Here is a 17,024-nt window from a genome sequence, read left to right on the forward strand (position 1 = left end):
ATTTTGAGTTTAAGACTAGTACTTGAATATTAATTAGTCGACCCTGAAAAAAACCGCCGTAATTATAAGGACGAGGTCGACAAATGGCCAGTGGCAATGATGCGTTTCATCAAATAAGCCGTTGTTTTTGTTTTGATTTTTCAATAACTACCCACAAAAGGTTATTTTTTGGCCTCCACATAAAAGATCTAACCCCTGCTGTATAGAGAAATAAAACACCGCTAGAATACCGCCGCTATATAATTTGCCGGTATCCTTGAATCGTCTATGTCTAAATTATTTGGTTTGCAACTCCCCACCAAACGGGGAAATAAAAATACCTGGGGTAACCTGCCAGCCTGTTCGGCGGCATTTGCTATTGTCGAGTCCATCGAATCATTTAGCGGAACCTCCATGGTGATTGCACAGAATATGAGCAGCGCCGACCGAATTGAGCGCGACCTGCTCCTCGCTACAGAAGGACTAACAAATCCCCCCAAAGTCATGCGCTTTGCCGACTGGGAGACACTCCCCTATGACAGCTTCTCGCCACATCAGGATATCGTATCAGAGAGAATGCGATGCCTATACCAGCTTGGCCAGAATACCAACTCGATTGTGGTGGTATCCGCACCAACCCTGTTACAGCGACTACCACCAAAAAGTCACATCATCGGTAAAAGCCTTTTCCTCAAACTTGAGCAAACACTGAATCTTGACAGCTTTCGCCAACAGTTGACCCTTGCTGGATACAACAGCGTGGATACGGTTTTTCAACATGGCGAGTTTGCCGTGCGTGGCTCGCTGATTGATGTGTATCCCATGGGTAGCCGCAATGCCTACCGAATCGAACTGTTCGATGACAGTATTGAATCCTTGCGAACCTTTGACCCTGAAACCCAGCGCACTATCAGCCAGGTAGACCGCGTGGAACTGCTCCCAGGGAAAGAATGCCCGCTGGATGCTGAAGGAATCAGCCTTTTCAAAGATCAATGGCATGCAGAATTCGATGGCGACCCCAAACGCAGCCCGGTATACCAAGACGTCTGCTCGGGAATATCTCCAGGCGGAGTTGAATACTATCTCCCCCTTTTCTTCAAAGAAACGGCGAGCCTGTTTGACTACCTTCCCGAAGAAACTCACGTTTTTGCCATGAACGGCTTCGAAAAATCGATAGAGAGCTTTGTTAAGGACACCCAGTCCCGCTATGACATACGATGCGTGGACCCGGAAAGACCCATCCTACCGCCACATAAAGCTTTCCATACTGTTGATGGCTTTTATGCTTGCCTGAAAGGCTTTCCTCAAGTTCTTATCCACGAACAACAAGTGGTCGAGAAACAAGGTGCGAGCAACGCCAAGCTAACCCCGACACCAGCATTACTCATTGATAGCAAAGCCAAGAACCCGCTTTATTTAATTGAGAATTTTCTGTGCTCGACAGACAAGCGCGTACTATTTTGTGCTGAATCGAACGGAAGGAAAGAAACACTCCTCGAGCAACTCCTGACCATTGGTATAAAACCAGAAAGCGCCCCGTCAATTAACGCATTTACTCAGTCTAATTCCTCGCTAGGCATTACCATCGCAGACATTGAAGGCGGATTCAATCTCTACGACCCCAAGCTCATCGTTATTGCCGAATCTCAACTCTATGGGCGACGAGTCGGACAAAGACGACGTAGAAAATCGGATGTCACCAATGCCGATGAAGTCATTAAGAACCTGACAGAACTCAAAATAGGCGCACCGGTTGTGCATATTGATCACGGCGTGGGGCGTTATCAGGGGTTAACAACCATTGAATATGACGGCTTAAAAGACGAGTTTCTGGAGCTGATTTACGCTGATAACGCCAAACTGTTTGTCCCTGTCGCCAACCTGCATCTCATAAGCCGTTATACCGGCGCAGAAGAAAGCCTTGCACCGCTACACCGCCTAGGTAGCGAGCAATGGCAAAGAGCGAAAAAGAAAGCAGCAGAACAGGTTCGAGATGTTGCCGCAGAACTACTCAACATATACGCTCAACGGCAAGCCCGCAAAGGCTATGCATACACCTACCCCAAAGATGCCTATCAACTATTTGCTGCCGGCTTTCCGTTTGAAGAAACACCAGACCAGGAAGCCGCTATTTACGCCGTTCGCGATGATATGCAATCACCACAACCGATGGATCGCCTCGTTTGTGGTGACGTCGGTTTTGGTAAAACAGAAGTCGCCATGCGCGCAGCATTCATCGCGGTAGAAAACAGTAAACAAGTTGCGGTGCTCGTACCGACTACACTTTTGGCACAACAGCATTACGAAAACTTCAGAGACCGCTTTGCCGACTGGCCCGTCAATGTCGAAGTGATATCCCGCTTTAAGAGCACAAAAGAAACGACAGAAATTCAAAAACGCCTGGAGGCGGGTAAAGTCGACATCCTGATAGGGACGCACAAACTCATCCAAGGGGATTTGAAGTTTCCTGACCTCGGCTTACTGATTATCGACGAAGAACACCGTTTTGGTGTTCGCCAAAAAGAAGCGTTGAAGGCACTCCGCTCAGAAGTAGATATTCTGACAATGACCGCAACCCCCATTCCCCGTACACTTAATATGTCGATGCAGGGAATTCGGGACTTATCCATCATTGCAACACCACCGGCAAAGCGTCTATCCGTCAAGACATTTGTGCGCACTTCAGATAATGCCGTAACCAAAGAAGCTATTTTGCGGGAAATTATGCGCGGCGGTCAGGTTTACTACCTTCACAACGAAGTAAAAACCATCGAAAAATGCGCCGCAGACCTACAAGAATTAATCCCGGAAGCCAAAATCCAAATTGGCCACGGCCAAATGCGCGAACGTGAACTAGAAGCAGTCATGTCAGACTTCTACCACAAACGCTTCAACATTCTGGTCTGTACAACGATTATCGAAACCGGAATTGATGTTCCAACCGCAAACACGATTATTATCGATCGTGCCGATAAATTTGGCCTTGCTCAACTTCATCAACTTCGGGGCCGGGTTGGCCGGTCACATCACCAGGCATACGCTTATTTGCTCACACCAAATAAACGAGAAATGACAACTGATGCACAAAAACGTCTCGACGCTATTGCCGAAGCTCAGGATCTGGGGGCAGGCTTTACCCTTGCCTCACACGACCTTGAAATTCGGGGAGCTGGCGAATTATTAGGCGAAGATCAAAGCGGACAAATGCAAACCATTGGCTTTTCACTGTACATGGATATGCTGGACAGAGCCGTTAAAGCCTTGAAAGAAGGCAAAGAGATTAAACTGGAAGAAGCAAACGAAACCAACGTCGACATAAACTTACGTATACCGGCGTTAATTCCGGACGACTACATACCGGATGTGCATACTCGCCTAACGCTATATAAGCGTCTCGCTTCAACCAAAAACGAGCAGCAATTAAACGAGCTGCAGGTAGAGATGATCGATCGGTTTGGCCTGCTTCCCGAGCAAACCAAGAACCTTATTCGACAAACAAGACTGCGATTTACCGCAGAAAAACTGGGTATCAGCAAAGTGGAAACTAACGTTCAAGGAGGAAAAATAGAATTTGCCAAGGAAACAGCGGTCGAACCATTAACAATTGTAAAATTGGTACAAACTCAGCCACAAAATTACAAACTTGAGGGAGCAAACCAATTAAAGTTTATTTTTGATATGAACAGCCCAGATGAAAAACTAAAAACAATCCATTCTGTTTTTGAGAAACTTGCCAGTTAACTGGAAGACATACATGAAACTAAGAAAAATTATTACCTATTCCTCTCTTGCTCTTTTGTTGTCCAGCTACGGGCCTGTGGCATTAGGACAAACGGCTGAAGACAGTAACTATGAAGAAGCTCTTATTGATATGGAGCTCGAAAATCAACCGCCTTGGTATCAGGTTAATATAATAATATTTGAGCGCGGGAAGTTTCTTCCCACAGGAAATGGCGAAGAAACTTGGCCTAAAAATATTGCCCTTGCCTATCCGCCAAATGTTCAGGAGTTAAAAACTGACGAAGAACCCACTGAAGCAGAGCCCGATGCGGAAAGCCAGGAACAGGATACGCTTCAGTTACGCATGCCAAATACTGAAGAAGCTGAGCAACAAAACAAAGAAAAAAGCTACCGCCAGCATCTTTCCGAAATGGCGTACCATATTCTAGAAGCCAAAGACAATGAGCTTCAGGGTGAAGCCAGAGCAATAGACAGAAAATACCGTATTTTGTTTAACAAAGCTTGGCGCCAGCCCATGCAGGAAGAAGCACTCGCCCCTTCAATTATTATTCAAGGTGGGGAGAAATACGGCAGAAACAATGAATTAGCTGGAACAGTTCAATTTAGCATTAGCCGCTATTTACACCTTAAAACCAACATATGGTTCGCGGAATTTGAAACCAACTACGGCCAGGAAAAAGAACATTGGCCTCCGCTACCATTGTCACCCAATGAAATAGAGATCACGCAGGAAAAAGAATCACTCGCATCTTTCTCAACACTAATGGAAGAAAACGAGAACCCGCTATCACTTAGTTTTAATAATCTCGGCCTTACAACAAATGTAACTAGCGACAATTCTTACTTTAAGGTGACATCCAATGTCGAGGAAGCACCTTTTCTTACGAAAAACATTGTTTTAATGAAACAAAAAAGACGGATGCGAAGTGGCGAACTTCACTACATTGACCATCCAAAGCTAGGAATTTTGGTTCTCATTACCCCTGTTGAAAACGACAGATTAAAAACATTACTGCTTGAAGCTAAAACAGCTGAGTTAGAGCAACTAAACTCTAACCTGACAGGAGAATAAAAACAGGAACGGGAAATAGTGAGTTGCCTCGCAACAGCTTAAAGACCGAGGTTTAACTCACTCCCTAGCACTTCAGAATAGCCTTGCTTTAAAGGTTTCTAAACACAGGCAACATCATCAGCCTGAAGACCTTTATCTCCCTCGTTAAGCATAAACTCCACTTTCTGACCTTCTGCCAAAGAGCGGTATCCCTCTCCCCGAATATTTCTGTAATGTACAAAAATATCATCGCTATTTTCGCCGCGAGTAATGAAGCCGTAGCCCCGTGCGTTATTAAACCATTTTACGGTGCCAATTTCGCGATCTGACATCTGACCAACCCCTTACTACTTTATTGCTTTTCTCAAACAATTTGCTGAATGAATACTTTACGACTCAAACAATTGTTTAACCCATTTATTTTCACAAGTATGCGAAAGAAGGCAAGATATGACAATTTTTTATCATAGTCTAGTAAAGCATCACACTTTTATACGAGAAAGGCGCGTATTTAATTGATAAATCAGTATTTAGATTTAGGCGTTATTTTAATCGCGATTAAATTGAAAAATTCCTGGCATATTTCTCAGGTAACCCCCAACATCCATGCCCATCCCAAAGACAAAAACATCTGGCACCTCAAGTGCAAAAGAAATTTTTAGTGAATCAATTAGTTTATTTTGAACAGCGAATTTGTGCGGATCATTCAACACTTTTCTAGCCAGCACAGCATTTAATACCGACTTAGCTCCTGCTTGCATACAATAATTATTGGCAAACTCCAACGTTCGCCCCTCATCGCATATATCATCTAGAAGTAATACACGACAATCGCGTAATGCCTCTTTCGGTTCCGCCACAATTTTGATCTCGCCACCATGCTGATTATTTTGATAACGCGACAAGTGGATATAATCCATTTTTAATGGAAATGTTAAATGAGGCAGAATCAAACCACTAAAAATCGTCGCCCCATTTAATAGAGAAATAACCAAGTACTCTTCGCCCTGAGCTAAAAAGTTAATTTCTTCGGCAAGCGATTGGATCGCCCTATTTACCTCATCAAATGAAAAAATCTGCTGCGCATTTTTTGCTTCATGATAAGTTGAATTCATAGGATTTATTGCTCACTTAAATGTCTGACATCAATGCCCTCGGGCACATGCAAGGTAGATGTTGGGAAAGCACATTCAGCACCATTGGCCTCAACAATTTCCAATACCTTTAACAACACATCTTGTTTTATTCCGTGATACTCAATCCAATCCGTTGTCTTGGTAAAGCAGTAAATAAAGAAATCTAGCGACGAGGATGCAAATGCATCAAAGTTAACAATCAACGTTTTATTTGTATCAATGGCCTCGTGGGTACGTAGCATTTCTCTTACTTGGTCGACAATGACTTTCATTTTATTGCCATCGTCATAACGAATTCCCACAGTTTCATAAATTCTGCGGTTCTCCATTCGCGAAGGGTTTTCCACAGAGATATGAGTAAACGTTGAGTTGGGAACATACAACGGTCGCTTATCGAAGGTCCGAATTCGCGTTAACCGCCAACCAATATCTTCAACTGTCCCCTCTATATTTTGATCAGGAGAGCGAATCCAGTCTCCCACAGAGAATGGACGATCCAGATAAATCATTAATCCACCGAAAAAGTTAGCGAGTAAGTCCTTGGCAGCAAAGCCCACAGCAATACCGCCAATTCCACCAAATGCCAAGACTCCAGATATGCTGTACCCCATAGACTGCAATATCACCAAACCGGAAGTGATAATGACCGAGATTCTTAACAGTTTACCCAAAGCAAATGCGGTGGTTTTATCCATCGGCTTGTGGGCATACTCCGGGTCGCATAGATTCTCTTCCGCCCGACGAATAAACCCTGTGATAAACCATGTCACTATCACAATGGAACCAATGTATCGAATAGTCGAAACGGATTGAAAGATAATCGAATCAGATTGAGTGGCAGCAATGTCAGCAGCAGAACTTAACCCCACCAACCAGACAAACCAACGCGCCGGCGACTGCAAAGCTTGAAATAACGCGTCATCCCACAGAGTTTTGCTCTGCTGAGCACGAATATCCATTCGATTGAGAAATCGACCCAAAACAAAGGCGGCAATTAAAGTAACAAGTACCAGCAAGAATACTTCAACAATCCAAAGTGTTTCACTCCCTGCATTTTTACTATACCAAGCAGAAAGGTTCTGTAAAATCTCTCCCATAACCTACCTCGTTTTAATGGTCAAAACTAATGCTTTAATTGTTATTATTCGTTGAATTTATATAAACGTTTAAGCTTTTTCACAGCCTGTCACATTCACAAAGGAAACTTTTTATCAGATTAGTTCGTCAGATTATATTTCTTGAGTTTGTCTTGAACAGCAAGCCAGCGTTCAGTTTGTTTTAAATCATTCACGGATATTTGTTGACGCGCGCGCATACACTGAAGCGACTGTTTGGATGTTAAATTCACTTTTTCTGCTGCGTTTAACACTTCCATCCCCCCCTCAGGGTTATTGCAAACAACTGCAATATCACATCCAGCTTCGAACGCCATTTCAGCACGAACTGAATACCTTCCAACACTCGCTGCACCTTGCATGGTTAAATCGTCACTAAAAACGATACCTTTGAACCCCATTTTTTCTTTTAAAATTTCCGTGACCCATTTTTTTGAGAAGCCCACAGGCCTCACCGGATCAATTTGAGGAAACAAAATATGCGCCGGCATAATTGCATTTAGTTGAGGAAGAAGTTTTACGAAAGGTATTAAATCATCCCGATATAGTTGATCAATACTCCTATCGTCTACTGGAAGCTCATGATGACTGTCGGCTGTGACTTTACCATGACCGGGAAAATGCTTTCCCGTTACGGACATGCCGGCTTGATTCATACCGCGAATAAAAGCAGTCGCGTAATCAGTAACTTTTTCGGGATTCTTGGAGAAGGAACGATCACCTATCGCTTTACACTGGCAATCATCAGCATCAAGTACAGGCGCGTAACTGTGATCTACACCATGAGCAATCACTTCAGAGGCCATCAACCATCCCAAATCACTCAAAAAATCCAGGCGCTCCTCGTCATCAACGAAGACATCAACCGCTTTTTGCATCGACGGTAACCGGGTAAAGCCTTCTTTAAAGCGCTGAACTCGCCCGCCTTCCTGATCAACGGAAATCACGATACGAGGATTGATCGCCCGGATCGATTCCACCAACTCAATAAGCTGCTCAGGGGACTGATAATTTCGCGCAAACAAAATAATGCCCCCCAGCATGGGGTGCAGTAATAGATCTCGGTCTTCAGATGTTAAGTACGGGCCGGAAACATCGGTTACTACCGGCCCTAATTGAATATCAGACATTCGGCGATTTTAACATGCCTGCAAGGGAGGGAATCAATAATTCTACGGTATCTTCCAACGATGTGTCTTCACTGTAATCGGAGTTTAGAATTGCTCTGATTGAATCGTAGCTCGACAAAGTAAAAATCGCTGCTCCAAGCATGAAATATGTACGCCAATAGAGCTCAACTGTGTCCAGATGAGGGTTGGATGCTCTGACAAGGTGGGAGAATTTCTGATATGTGGAGCCAAAGTTTTGCGCTAGATAGTGGCGCAAGTGCTCTTGAGACTGTGTATATGCCAAGCTTAACAGACGCATAAATCTCTGAGGGTCTTCGTCCATTTTTTTCATTGAGGAAAGTAATGTATGCAGCAAGCACTTTAGAATTGCGTCAATAGATGGAGTCTCTCCTTCAGGAACCTGGCTAACCAATTGCTCAGCGCAGCGATCAAGCTCGCGGCAATAAGGCTCAAGGAACCGTTTAAAAACAGCTTGAATAAGCTCTTTCTTGGAACCGAAATGGTAGTTAACCGACGCCAGGTTTACGCCGGCCATTCCAGTGATTGTTCTTAAGGAGGTTTCCGCAAATCCTCTTTCAGCGAACAACACAGTCGCGGCATTAAGAATTCTATCTACAGTGTCACTTTGCGCCATTTTATCTCCCAATATTTCAATTTATTTTTTTAATATGCACGATCCATAGAACGGCGTGCAACATAATTGCCGACCTTAGGCTTGTCAAGGAACCTAGCCGATATATTCCTCGAGAAAACATGTAAAATTTCTAAAAAAAATGGTAGCTGTTAGACTGTTTTGCACTTTCGCTATCACCTTTTATAAAAATAGCGACCTAAAGCATATTTTACCAATTTAAAATCTGTTAAAAAAAACGTTGATATTCAAAGGGATAGACTGTGAATAATAAATCAAATCAATGTTTGTTCGCAGTCAAACATATGTTCCAGACAAGCTGCAACTTTGCTGAACTAGTGTTAGCTTAATAATTAAGCAAACCAATAAATATTTGGAGGCTGTTATGGCATCTTTGTTTCCCACTATCGGCGAGTGGTATCAAGACGCTGTGAGTAATCAGGTATTCGAAGTGGTCGCAGTTGATGAAAAAGGTGGGACTGTGGAAGTCCAATTTGCTGACGGCGCAATTGATGAATACGACATGGAATCATGGGGGCAATTAACCTTAGTTTCTGCCGCCGCGCCTGAAGATGCCAACGCAGGATACGGTCTTCCCTCTTTTGATGATGGCTGGCAAGCCGAGGTTGATTCTTTCTCAGGCAACCCGTTGGAATTTATTGAACCCGAAAGTTTTGGAGGCTTTGACGATCTCGATTTTTAAACCTTTGCACTTAACATAACCGCTAATTTACTGTATTGAAAACAGTACAAGGCAGCGTATTAAGTCATAACAACTAGAGCATTGGTTTGCCGATTTCTAGTTGCAACACTTTTTTATCAAACGTGTATATTCAGTAACATATCATTCGGCATATCTAATCCACTCCATCCAATCCCGGTAAGATATCGCGCCATCCCTGGCACTTTATTTTATTGGTACCAATAACCTTTCGGTTCAATATCAAACCAGACAAGATGATGGTCAGAAGACACCACGGGATACCCACTTCCCACTAGATAGCGGGTTTGATCTTTTTCTCTCGGCCAGAAAACACCGCCGCAAACAGGTTTTAAACCTCGCTTGGAAGGCAAAACATAATCCACTCTCAAATTACCGGGGTTAGCAGGGTTAAAATCACCCGTATCCATTAACGGCGAAGCAATATGAAGATCATTATATTGCCCTTCCAACTCGGCATCTTCATCCGCACCGAGACTGGCCGGCGTCATTTGCGTGTCTATTCGTGGATGAGACAACAACTGCATAATTGCATTATTGGTACTGTCTCCATCAATCGGGTCGGCATTGTAATCCCCGAGAATAACAAAGGCTTTGCTGCCCTTAATACCGCCTCGACGCCCCTGGTCATCATAGATATATTTTGATTGCCAGCTACCACTAACATAATCCGCCCAAAAACGTATCTCATCGTGATTACGTCGTCCATTTCTATCTTCAATTCCATCAAATACGGGAGGCGTGGGATGCGCAGCTAACACGTGTACAACTGCACCGTTTATCCACAAAGGGATATCCCAATGGCTTTTACTGGACAAACGAAATACCTTGAGCTCTTCGTCATTGTAATAATCTTGAACCTCTGACGTTTGAGCGTCATCCGGAAGTAACGCACCCGGCATATCTTTCCATAAGAATTTCTGAAAAGTACGAACCTGGCGATCAATTATCGGAAATTTGGATAGCAGCACCATACCGTACTGTCCTGGGAAGCTACCAAAACCAAAAGCATCTCCAGCCCCATTCACAACACCATCATTGTCAAGATCATAACCAGACGCCAACCCGGTATTTGATTCAGCTAAGTAAATATAAGGATACTCAATCGCGGCCTGACCGTTTTGTGGCACCGACAAGTAATTGGTTTGGAACAACGCTATTGCCGTGCCGGACTCGTCGTAATCAAACTCATTCAGTAACAAAACATCAGGGTGAGTTCGCTGAATAATTTCTGCTACAGCCCGAATTTGACTGTTATCCTGTGATTGCAGATCTGAAATCAAATCACCTTCTTGAAAACGGTTTAGGTAGGCATTGAATGTAGCAAACCGAACAGACCTTTCCGATGCCTTGTTCAGCGCCCCATCCACATCTGTTGGCATACAAACCAATGTATCTGCCACCGCAGGCATCGCACACAGCACAACATGCAACACACAGACTGCACACATTTTTTGCCAATTGAACATGTATTTTTCTCCGTAACATTTATATGTTCCGGCAGAATGGTATGAGCGTATGAAAACTGTTTTAACAATGGATGATTATTCAATGAAAAATTTATGGCAAATAGACAAGTCCAAATATGCGATAAGGATACCTCTCAATTTACTCAGATAAAGCGATAGAAATCGTTATACTTACTTATGATCAACTCATCTTGAACGACGCAATCCGCGTATATTACTAAAAGCTAAATTTGGAGTAGTATCCGCCATGCATATTTTTATTACCGGCATCTCCGGTTTAATCGGCAGAGCGTTAAGCAAAGCACTAATAACAGAAGGTTATACTGTTTCAGGGCTCAGTCGGTCACCCCTGCGGGCCGAAAAACTACTCCCAAATACTATTGAGCTTATCAGCTCTTTTGACCAAACACCCAACAGCAAGATAGACATAATTATCAACCTTGCAGGCGAACCCATTGCAGATAAACGCTGGTCTGCCCAACGCAAACAACATCTGTATAGCTCAAGGGTTGACTTCACCAACCATCTTGTTGAATGGATTAAAAAGCACAATATGAACTTGACCGCTTTTATCTCTGGTTCAGCTGTGGGTTATTATGGTCGACACGGCTGCGAAGCACTTGATGAGCAAGCCAAACCCCACCATGAATATACATATCACTTATGCCACCAATGGGAGCAGGCTGCACTCCAACTATCTCCAGACACTCGAGTTTGTATACTTCGTACAGGTTTAGTATTAAGTCACGAAGGCGGCTTATTACAGAAACTCTATTTTCCTTTTAAGCTTGGGCTCGGTGGGAACCTGGGCTCGGGAGAACAGTACATGAGCTGGATCCATATTGAAGATATGGTCAATGGTATTATTCACCTGATAAAGCACCCACAGATCTTTGGTGCATTCAATTTCACAGCCCCCTACCCGGTCACCAACGCAGAGTTTACGAAGACACTTGCTTCATCGTTAAAAAGACCAGCACACCTCCACCAACCCCCTTTTGTATTAAAAATAATTTTTGGTGAATTGAGCGAAATATTGCTCACAGGACAAAAGGTTATTCCGGTTAAGCTATCCAACTCCGGTTTCAATTTTGCCTACCCTAAAATACACCCGGCCCTGACAAACTGCATCAGTAAAATGTAAAACTCCCAAGCCAATAGACCAGTGTCGTTTTTTCGGCTAATTTGTCGCACATCACGCCTTTATAGACCATACTTTAAACTAATGTTTGGACTAAGATCGCGCAGGGTCGTTAAAGTCAGGAGTGTTGCAAGGTTCAAATGGATGCAGCTATTAGACAACAGTTAAAGCAAAAGGCCAAAATTGAACTGGCATTAATTATTTCAGTTAATGTTTTTCTCTTTTCACTTTTTTCAGAAGCAGACCTTCTAGAATCAATTTACCAATTCTCTCGAGTCCATGAAACCTGGGAGTTGGATGAAATTGTCCCTATTTTTTTCTCGTTAACCATATGTCTGGCGATATACAGCTATCGACGCCAGAAAGATATGGCGATACTTTATGCAGAAGCCAATCGTCTATCTAAAGTTGACCCTCTGACCGACCTCCCTCACCGGCAGGAATTTATTCATCAGATCAGTGAACAGTCAAAAAAAGATAGTGGTGATCTTCCCTTTTTTGCTATAACAGTCAGCCTGAACAATCTTAAAACCATCAACGACCAACATGGTTTTTTACGTGGCGATAAACTTCTGGTAAACATCTCAAAAGTAGTGAAAAACAGCCTTAACTCAATAGAGTACTGCACTCGATGGAGTAGCCGGGACATTATCGTATTCAAACGCTTCGACTCAGAAGGTTCAGCAATGGAGTTTACTGAGCAACTGCAAAGAAAACTTCGTCAGGTACTTTCAGGTAACCACGCACGCCCTGACCTTAGAGTTTCGCTACTGATACTCCCTAAAGAATGTGGTTTGATCAAAATGCTGCAGTATATTTCCGACTTTCTAAGTAGTCCTCAACAAAAGCCCGACCAACAGGTTAAAATCATTACACCCAGCGCCTCCTCTTACGGCGCGATTGAAGCCAAGGAAAAAAAATCCGTGTAATGAACAATTTCTATGCAACATTCCTGTTAGGCCTTATGGCTGTTGTCGCGCCCCTTTGCTCAGCCTCATCACTTATGGCCTATAAGGTTCTCGATGAAAAACTCCATGACGAGAAAGCCTTTACTCAGGGTTTTATCGTTCAGCAAAAAATGCTGTATGAGTCATCCGGTTTATTCGGTGAGTCCTATATCACCGTGTACGATAAGCAAACAAACCAGATATCACTTAAGTACCACTTGCCGAAAAATATTTTTGCCGAGGGACTGACCGTTCGAGGGGATACAGTCTATGTACTGAGTTGGAAAAATGGCACGCTACTTACCTACGACAAAAAAACTTTCTCACCAGGAAAGACATATTCATACACAGGAGAAGGCTGGGGCCTGACACATACAGAGAAACACTTTGCCATGAGCGATGGCTCAAGCACATTGTTCTTCCGTCGTTTCTCAGACTTTGCTGTCGAAAATACACTCACAGTTTCGCTTCAGGGAACCCCGGTTCAACGGCTCAATGAGCTTGAGTATGCCAAGGGCTATATATGGGCTAATGTCTGGCAGAAACCACTTATACTAAAAATACATCCCGATACGGGCATTGTTGAAGGTGTTGCCAACTTGAAAGCATTGTTGCCAAAATTTCACCTTTACCCTAAGGCAGATGTCCTGAACGGCATTGCTTACGACCTGGACACAGACGCGTTTTGGGTAACGGGCAAATTCTGGCCCAAACGCTATTTGATTCAATTCGACTCTGGAACCACCAAAAACCCTTAAGATACCCTGGCATTTTTTATTAAAACGCCTAAAATGCGCGCAATTCACTCTTTCTGATTTTTACTATGGCTACTGAATTACTTTCTCCTGCGGGAACCCTAAAGAGCATGCGTTACGCCTTCGCCTACGGAGCTAACGCCGTTTACGCTGGACAACCACGCTATAGCCTGCGTGTTCGCAACAACGAATTTAACAAGATAGAAAACCTCGCAGCGGCAATAGAGGAAGCCCATCAGCAGGACAAGCTGTTCTATCTGGCAAGCAACATATCACCACACAACGACAAGGTTAGAAGTTATCTTCGTGACCTTGAACCCGTCATCGAAATGAAACCCGACGCATTAATCATGTCCGATCCAGGTCTGATTATGATGGTGAGAGAAAAGTGGCCAGAGCAACCTGTTCATCTGAGTGTCCAGGCTAATGCAGTGAACTATGCCACGGTAAAATTTTGGGCGAACCAAGGTATAGAAAGGGTTATCCTTTCTCGAGAACTATCGCTCGATGAAATTGAAGAGATTCGTCAACAATGCCCCGATACTGAGTTGGAGGTTTTTGTCCATGGTGCGCTATGTATTGCCTACTCAGGCCGTTGCCTGTTATCAGGCTATATGACGCACCGCGATTCTAATCAGGGCGCTTGCACTAACTCATGCCGCTGGGAATACAACTCGCATGAAGCAAAAGAAAATGATTTTGGTGATCTGATTGCAGTTGATAGCTCACCGGCGCAAAACTGGGATCCGGAAAACGAAGTCCAGCCAGTTTTATTGCAGGAAAGAAATCGCCCTGGTGAATACATGCCGGCATATGAAGATGAGCACGGCACTTACATCATGAACTCAAAAGATTTGAGAGCAGTGCAACACGTGGAACGCTTGGTAAAAATGGGAGTGCAATCCTTAAAGATTGAAGGAAGAACCAAATCTCACTACTACGTTGCACGTACCGCTCAGGTTTACCGACGAGCAATCGATGCCGCAGAAGCGGGTATTCCATTTGATATGAAGCTAATGCGAGAACTTGAGCATCTAGCCAATCGAGGTTATACCGAAGGTTTTTATCGACGGCATGTTCCTAGCGAATACCAGAATTATGACAACGGCGTGTCCAGCAATAAAGCGCAACAATTTGTTGGTGAAGTAATTGATTATGATGAACAAAGCGGTTGGCTATCACTGGAAGTGAAAAACCGTTTCGAAATCGGTGACGACCTGGAACTTATTACCCCTACTGGTAATATGCCTTTTAGTTTAGATACTTTGGAAACACTCAAAGGACAAAAAATTGAAATCGCTCCTGGCTCCGGCCATCAGGTTCGAATTCAGCTCCCTGAGCTTGACCGCTCTATACTCGACTATGCCATGGTCATGCGCCATATATAAAAACTATGCAGAAACCTCTTTCAGAATATAACTCAATCGTTGTTCTTACCGGTGCCGGGGTTTCTGCAGAATCTGGCCTAAAAACATTTCGTGACAACAATGGACTATGGGAAGGACACGACGTCAGTGAAGTGGCGACTCCCGAAGCCTTTGAAATCAACCCCGCATTAGTCCACAGCTTTTACAACGCGCGAAGAAATCAACTTCTCGAAGAAGCCAAACCCAATCTGGCGCATAAATCATTATCAAGATTTGAAGCCGAATTTAACGGCGGATTTACTTTAATCACACAGAACGTCGATAACCTGCATGAGCAAGCCGGAAGCCAAAATGTTATTCATATGCATGGTGAACTGTTACAGGTTCGCTGTATTAACACCGGTATCGTATTTCAATGGACTGAAGACCTAACCACCCAAACTCACTGCCCTTGCTGCAAGATCGCCGGAAGTCTACGACCAAACATCGTCTGGTTCGGTGAAATTCCAATGCACATGCATGAAATAGAAGAAGCATTAAGCCATTGTGATTTATTTGTTTCGATTGGAACCTCGGGCAACGTTTATCCCGCTGCAGGCTTTGTTCAATTGGCGAATGCCATGGGTGCAACCACGCTGGAATTAAACCTCGAACCCAGCCTTACTCAAAGCGCATTTGCATTTGCTCACTACGGTCCTGCGACAGAAATCGTACCCAGCTACTTTTCTATTTAATCTACCTCCTATTTTCTACTGATCCTCGATCTGAATTTCGCAACCGTTGATTTCCATCAAGGGCAAATGGATGCAATTCTCTAGACTTTCACGCATGCAGACACAAAACTCAAAATCAAACGTTACCGAATTAAAGCCCGTAGGCTCCCGCAACATTAACGGGGCTGACGAGGGCCTTTTGACTCGAATTAGCAGTTACCTGAAAGATAAGCGGGCGCTAGTTAATGTCTGCTTGAACACCAAACGCTTGGAAAGTGTTTCTAAAGAAGAGCACTCAGCCATCGCTTTGGTGGTTAAGGAACTGGAGATATGGTCCAGATTGCTGGGCAAGCGCGATGTCGATGTCTTGCAAATCAGACATCCCTTCCTGTATCTGGCTCCAAGCGACCTGACCGAGTTTCGCCACATCCTGGCTTCCAGATTCCACCTGTCAGAGTCTGATGCGCGCCAGCATCGTGCGGTTTCCAAGATCGAAGACTTGTCCGAAGATGGATTAGCTCTGCTCAAAGGTCTTGGTTTTAACCAATTCCAAATATGCGCAACACAACGCGGAAACGACCTCGAAGACTGCATTGCAGCAATAGAGCTCATCCGCAAATACGACTTCCCCTGTGTCGGAATCCAAATTACTGACGCAGATTGTCTAGGAGAAATGCGAGAACTTATCACCGGCATAACTGCAAAATGCCATCCTGATTTTATTTTCCTCGGTAGTCAGACCGGATTACTGGACTTGACAGACTGCTGGAAACCGGAAATCTATCAGTACAAAGCTGACCAACCTAGGAATACAGCAGTGCTCTACGATCAGGATATTTCTGTACAAAACAACTGTTTAAGTATTGGCCCGGAAGGAACCAGTTACTTAAATGATGAGTTGTTACAGAACTATTGCGACCATGAACGTTACTCAAATGCAATTCAAGCGGACAAGCTTCCAGTCAATTCGGGTATAAAAGGTCGACTTTCTAAAGCAAACCGTTAAAAAATAAAGGAAAACAGCAAGTTGCTATGCTTGACCTTTATTTTTTGCTCAAATTCGCTTATTCTTCGCCGCGCAAAACATTTGTTTTATCGTCTGTTTATTTAGGCGTCTATACTAAAACA

15 protein-coding genes are annotated in these 17,024 nt (G+C 43.8%); 9 read left to right on the forward strand and 6 right to left on the reverse strand.

Features of this window, described 5'->3' with window-relative positions; translation table 11 throughout:
• The first annotated feature begins 267 nt into the window (after positions 1–267).
• Together mfd and P5V12_RS11295 are read left to right on the forward strand one after the other, a co-directional pair.
• Positions 268–3,720 (forward strand): transcription-repair coupling factor, encoded by a 3,453-nt coding sequence (mfd, locus tag P5V12_RS11290; RefSeq protein ID WP_316953191.1) that lies wholly within the window; start codon positions 268–270, stop codon positions 3,718–3,720.
• Positions 3,721–3,733: 13 nt separating this feature from the next.
• The gene (locus tag P5V12_RS11295; protein ID WP_316953192.1) at positions 3,734–4,792 is read left to right on the forward strand and encodes a CsiV family protein; all 1,059 of its coding nucleotides are present in this window, start codon (positions 3,734–3,736) and stop codon (positions 4,790–4,792) included.
• 98 nt (positions 4,793–4,890) lie between these two features.
• Here P5V12_RS11295 and P5V12_RS11300 read toward each other — a convergent pair whose 3' ends face one another.
• The 5 genes from P5V12_RS11300 to P5V12_RS11320 form a co-directional block, all read right to left on the reverse strand.
• Positions 4,891–5,103 carry a cold shock domain-containing protein gene (locus P5V12_RS11300; protein WP_316953193.1) on the reverse strand — a complete coding sequence of 71 codons (213 nt, stop codon included), beginning with the start codon at positions 5,101–5,103 and terminating at the stop codon, positions 4,891–4,893.
• A 216-nt stretch (positions 5,104–5,319) separates the two neighbouring features.
• Positions 5,320–5,886 (reverse strand): phosphoribosyltransferase family protein, encoded by a 567-nt coding sequence (locus tag P5V12_RS11305; protein ID WP_316953194.1) that lies wholly within the window; start codon positions 5,884–5,886, stop codon positions 5,320–5,322.
• A 5-nt stretch (positions 5,887–5,891) separates the two neighbouring features.
• Positions 5,892–7,004 carry a mechanosensitive ion channel family protein gene (locus P5V12_RS11310; RefSeq protein WP_316953195.1) on the reverse strand — a complete coding sequence of 371 codons (1,113 nt, stop codon included), beginning with the start codon at positions 7,002–7,004 and terminating at the stop codon, positions 5,892–5,894.
• Positions 7,005–7,123: 119 nt separating this feature from the next.
• The gene (nagZ, locus tag P5V12_RS11315; RefSeq protein ID WP_316953196.1) at positions 7,124–8,152 is read right to left on the reverse strand and encodes a beta-N-acetylhexosaminidase; all 1,029 of its coding nucleotides are present in this window, start codon (positions 8,150–8,152) and stop codon (positions 7,124–7,126) included.
• A complete protein-coding gene (locus P5V12_RS11320; RefSeq protein WP_316953197.1) occupies positions 8,145–8,786 on the reverse strand; it encodes a TetR/AcrR family transcriptional regulator in 642 nt (213 codons plus the stop codon). Before P5V12_RS11320 ends, nagZ begins: the two co-directional genes overlap by 8 nt.
• A 382-nt stretch (positions 8,787–9,168) precedes the next feature.
• On the opposite strand from P5V12_RS11320, the gene P5V12_RS11325 reads away from it, so the two are divergent.
• Entirely contained in the window at positions 9,169–9,486 is a 318-nt protein-coding gene (locus P5V12_RS11325) for a DUF6763 family protein (protein WP_316953198.1), read from the forward strand.
• Positions 9,487–9,695: 209 nt separating this feature from the next.
• Here P5V12_RS11325 and P5V12_RS11330 read toward each other — a convergent pair whose 3' ends face one another.
• Positions 9,696–10,973, reverse strand: coding sequence for an endonuclease/exonuclease/phosphatase family protein (locus P5V12_RS11330; RefSeq protein ID WP_316953199.1), 1,278 nt, complete (start codon positions 10,971–10,973; stop codon positions 9,696–9,698).
• 247 nt (positions 10,974–11,220) lie between these two features.
• Here P5V12_RS11330 and P5V12_RS11335 point away from each other — a divergent pair, with 247 nt between their 5' ends.
• The 6 genes from P5V12_RS11335 (at position 11,221) to P5V12_RS11360 (ending at position 16,902) form a co-directional block, all read left to right on the forward strand.
• Complete coding sequence (locus tag P5V12_RS11335; RefSeq protein WP_316953200.1) at positions 11,221–12,117, forward strand: TIGR01777 family oxidoreductase; 897 nt, start codon at positions 11,221–11,223, stop codon at positions 12,115–12,117.
• Positions 12,118–12,254: 137 nt separating this feature from the next.
• Positions 12,255–13,043: a GGDEF domain-containing protein gene (locus P5V12_RS11340; protein ID WP_316953201.1), complete on the forward strand. Its 789-nt coding sequence runs from the start codon at positions 12,255–12,257 to the stop codon at positions 13,041–13,043.
• The gene (locus P5V12_RS11345; RefSeq protein ID WP_316953202.1) at positions 13,043–13,819 is read left to right on the forward strand and encodes a glutaminyl-peptide cyclotransferase; all 777 of its coding nucleotides are present in this window, start codon (positions 13,043–13,045) and stop codon (positions 13,817–13,819) included. Before P5V12_RS11340 ends, P5V12_RS11345 begins: the two co-directional genes overlap by 1 nt.
• Positions 13,820–13,884: 65 nt before the next feature.
• Positions 13,885–15,204, forward strand: a complete 1,320-nt coding sequence (gene yegQ / locus P5V12_RS11350; RefSeq protein ID WP_316953203.1) for a tRNA 5-hydroxyuridine modification protein YegQ — start codon at positions 13,885–13,887, stop codon at positions 15,202–15,204.
• 5 nt (positions 15,205–15,209) lie between these two features.
• Positions 15,210–15,917, forward strand: a complete 708-nt coding sequence (cobB, locus tag P5V12_RS11355; protein ID WP_316953204.1) for a Sir2 family NAD+-dependent deacetylase — start codon at positions 15,210–15,212, stop codon at positions 15,915–15,917.
• Positions 15,918–15,987: 70 nt separating this feature from the next.
• Entirely contained in the window at positions 15,988–16,902 is a 915-nt protein-coding gene (locus tag P5V12_RS11360; RefSeq protein ID WP_316953205.1) for a hypothetical protein, read from the forward strand.
• The last annotated feature ends 122 nt before the right edge of the window (positions 16,903–17,024 follow it).

This window comes from Teredinibacter sp. KSP-S5-2, assembly GCF_032773895.1.
Taxonomy (GTDB): Bacteria; Pseudomonadota; Gammaproteobacteria; order Pseudomonadales; family Cellvibrionaceae.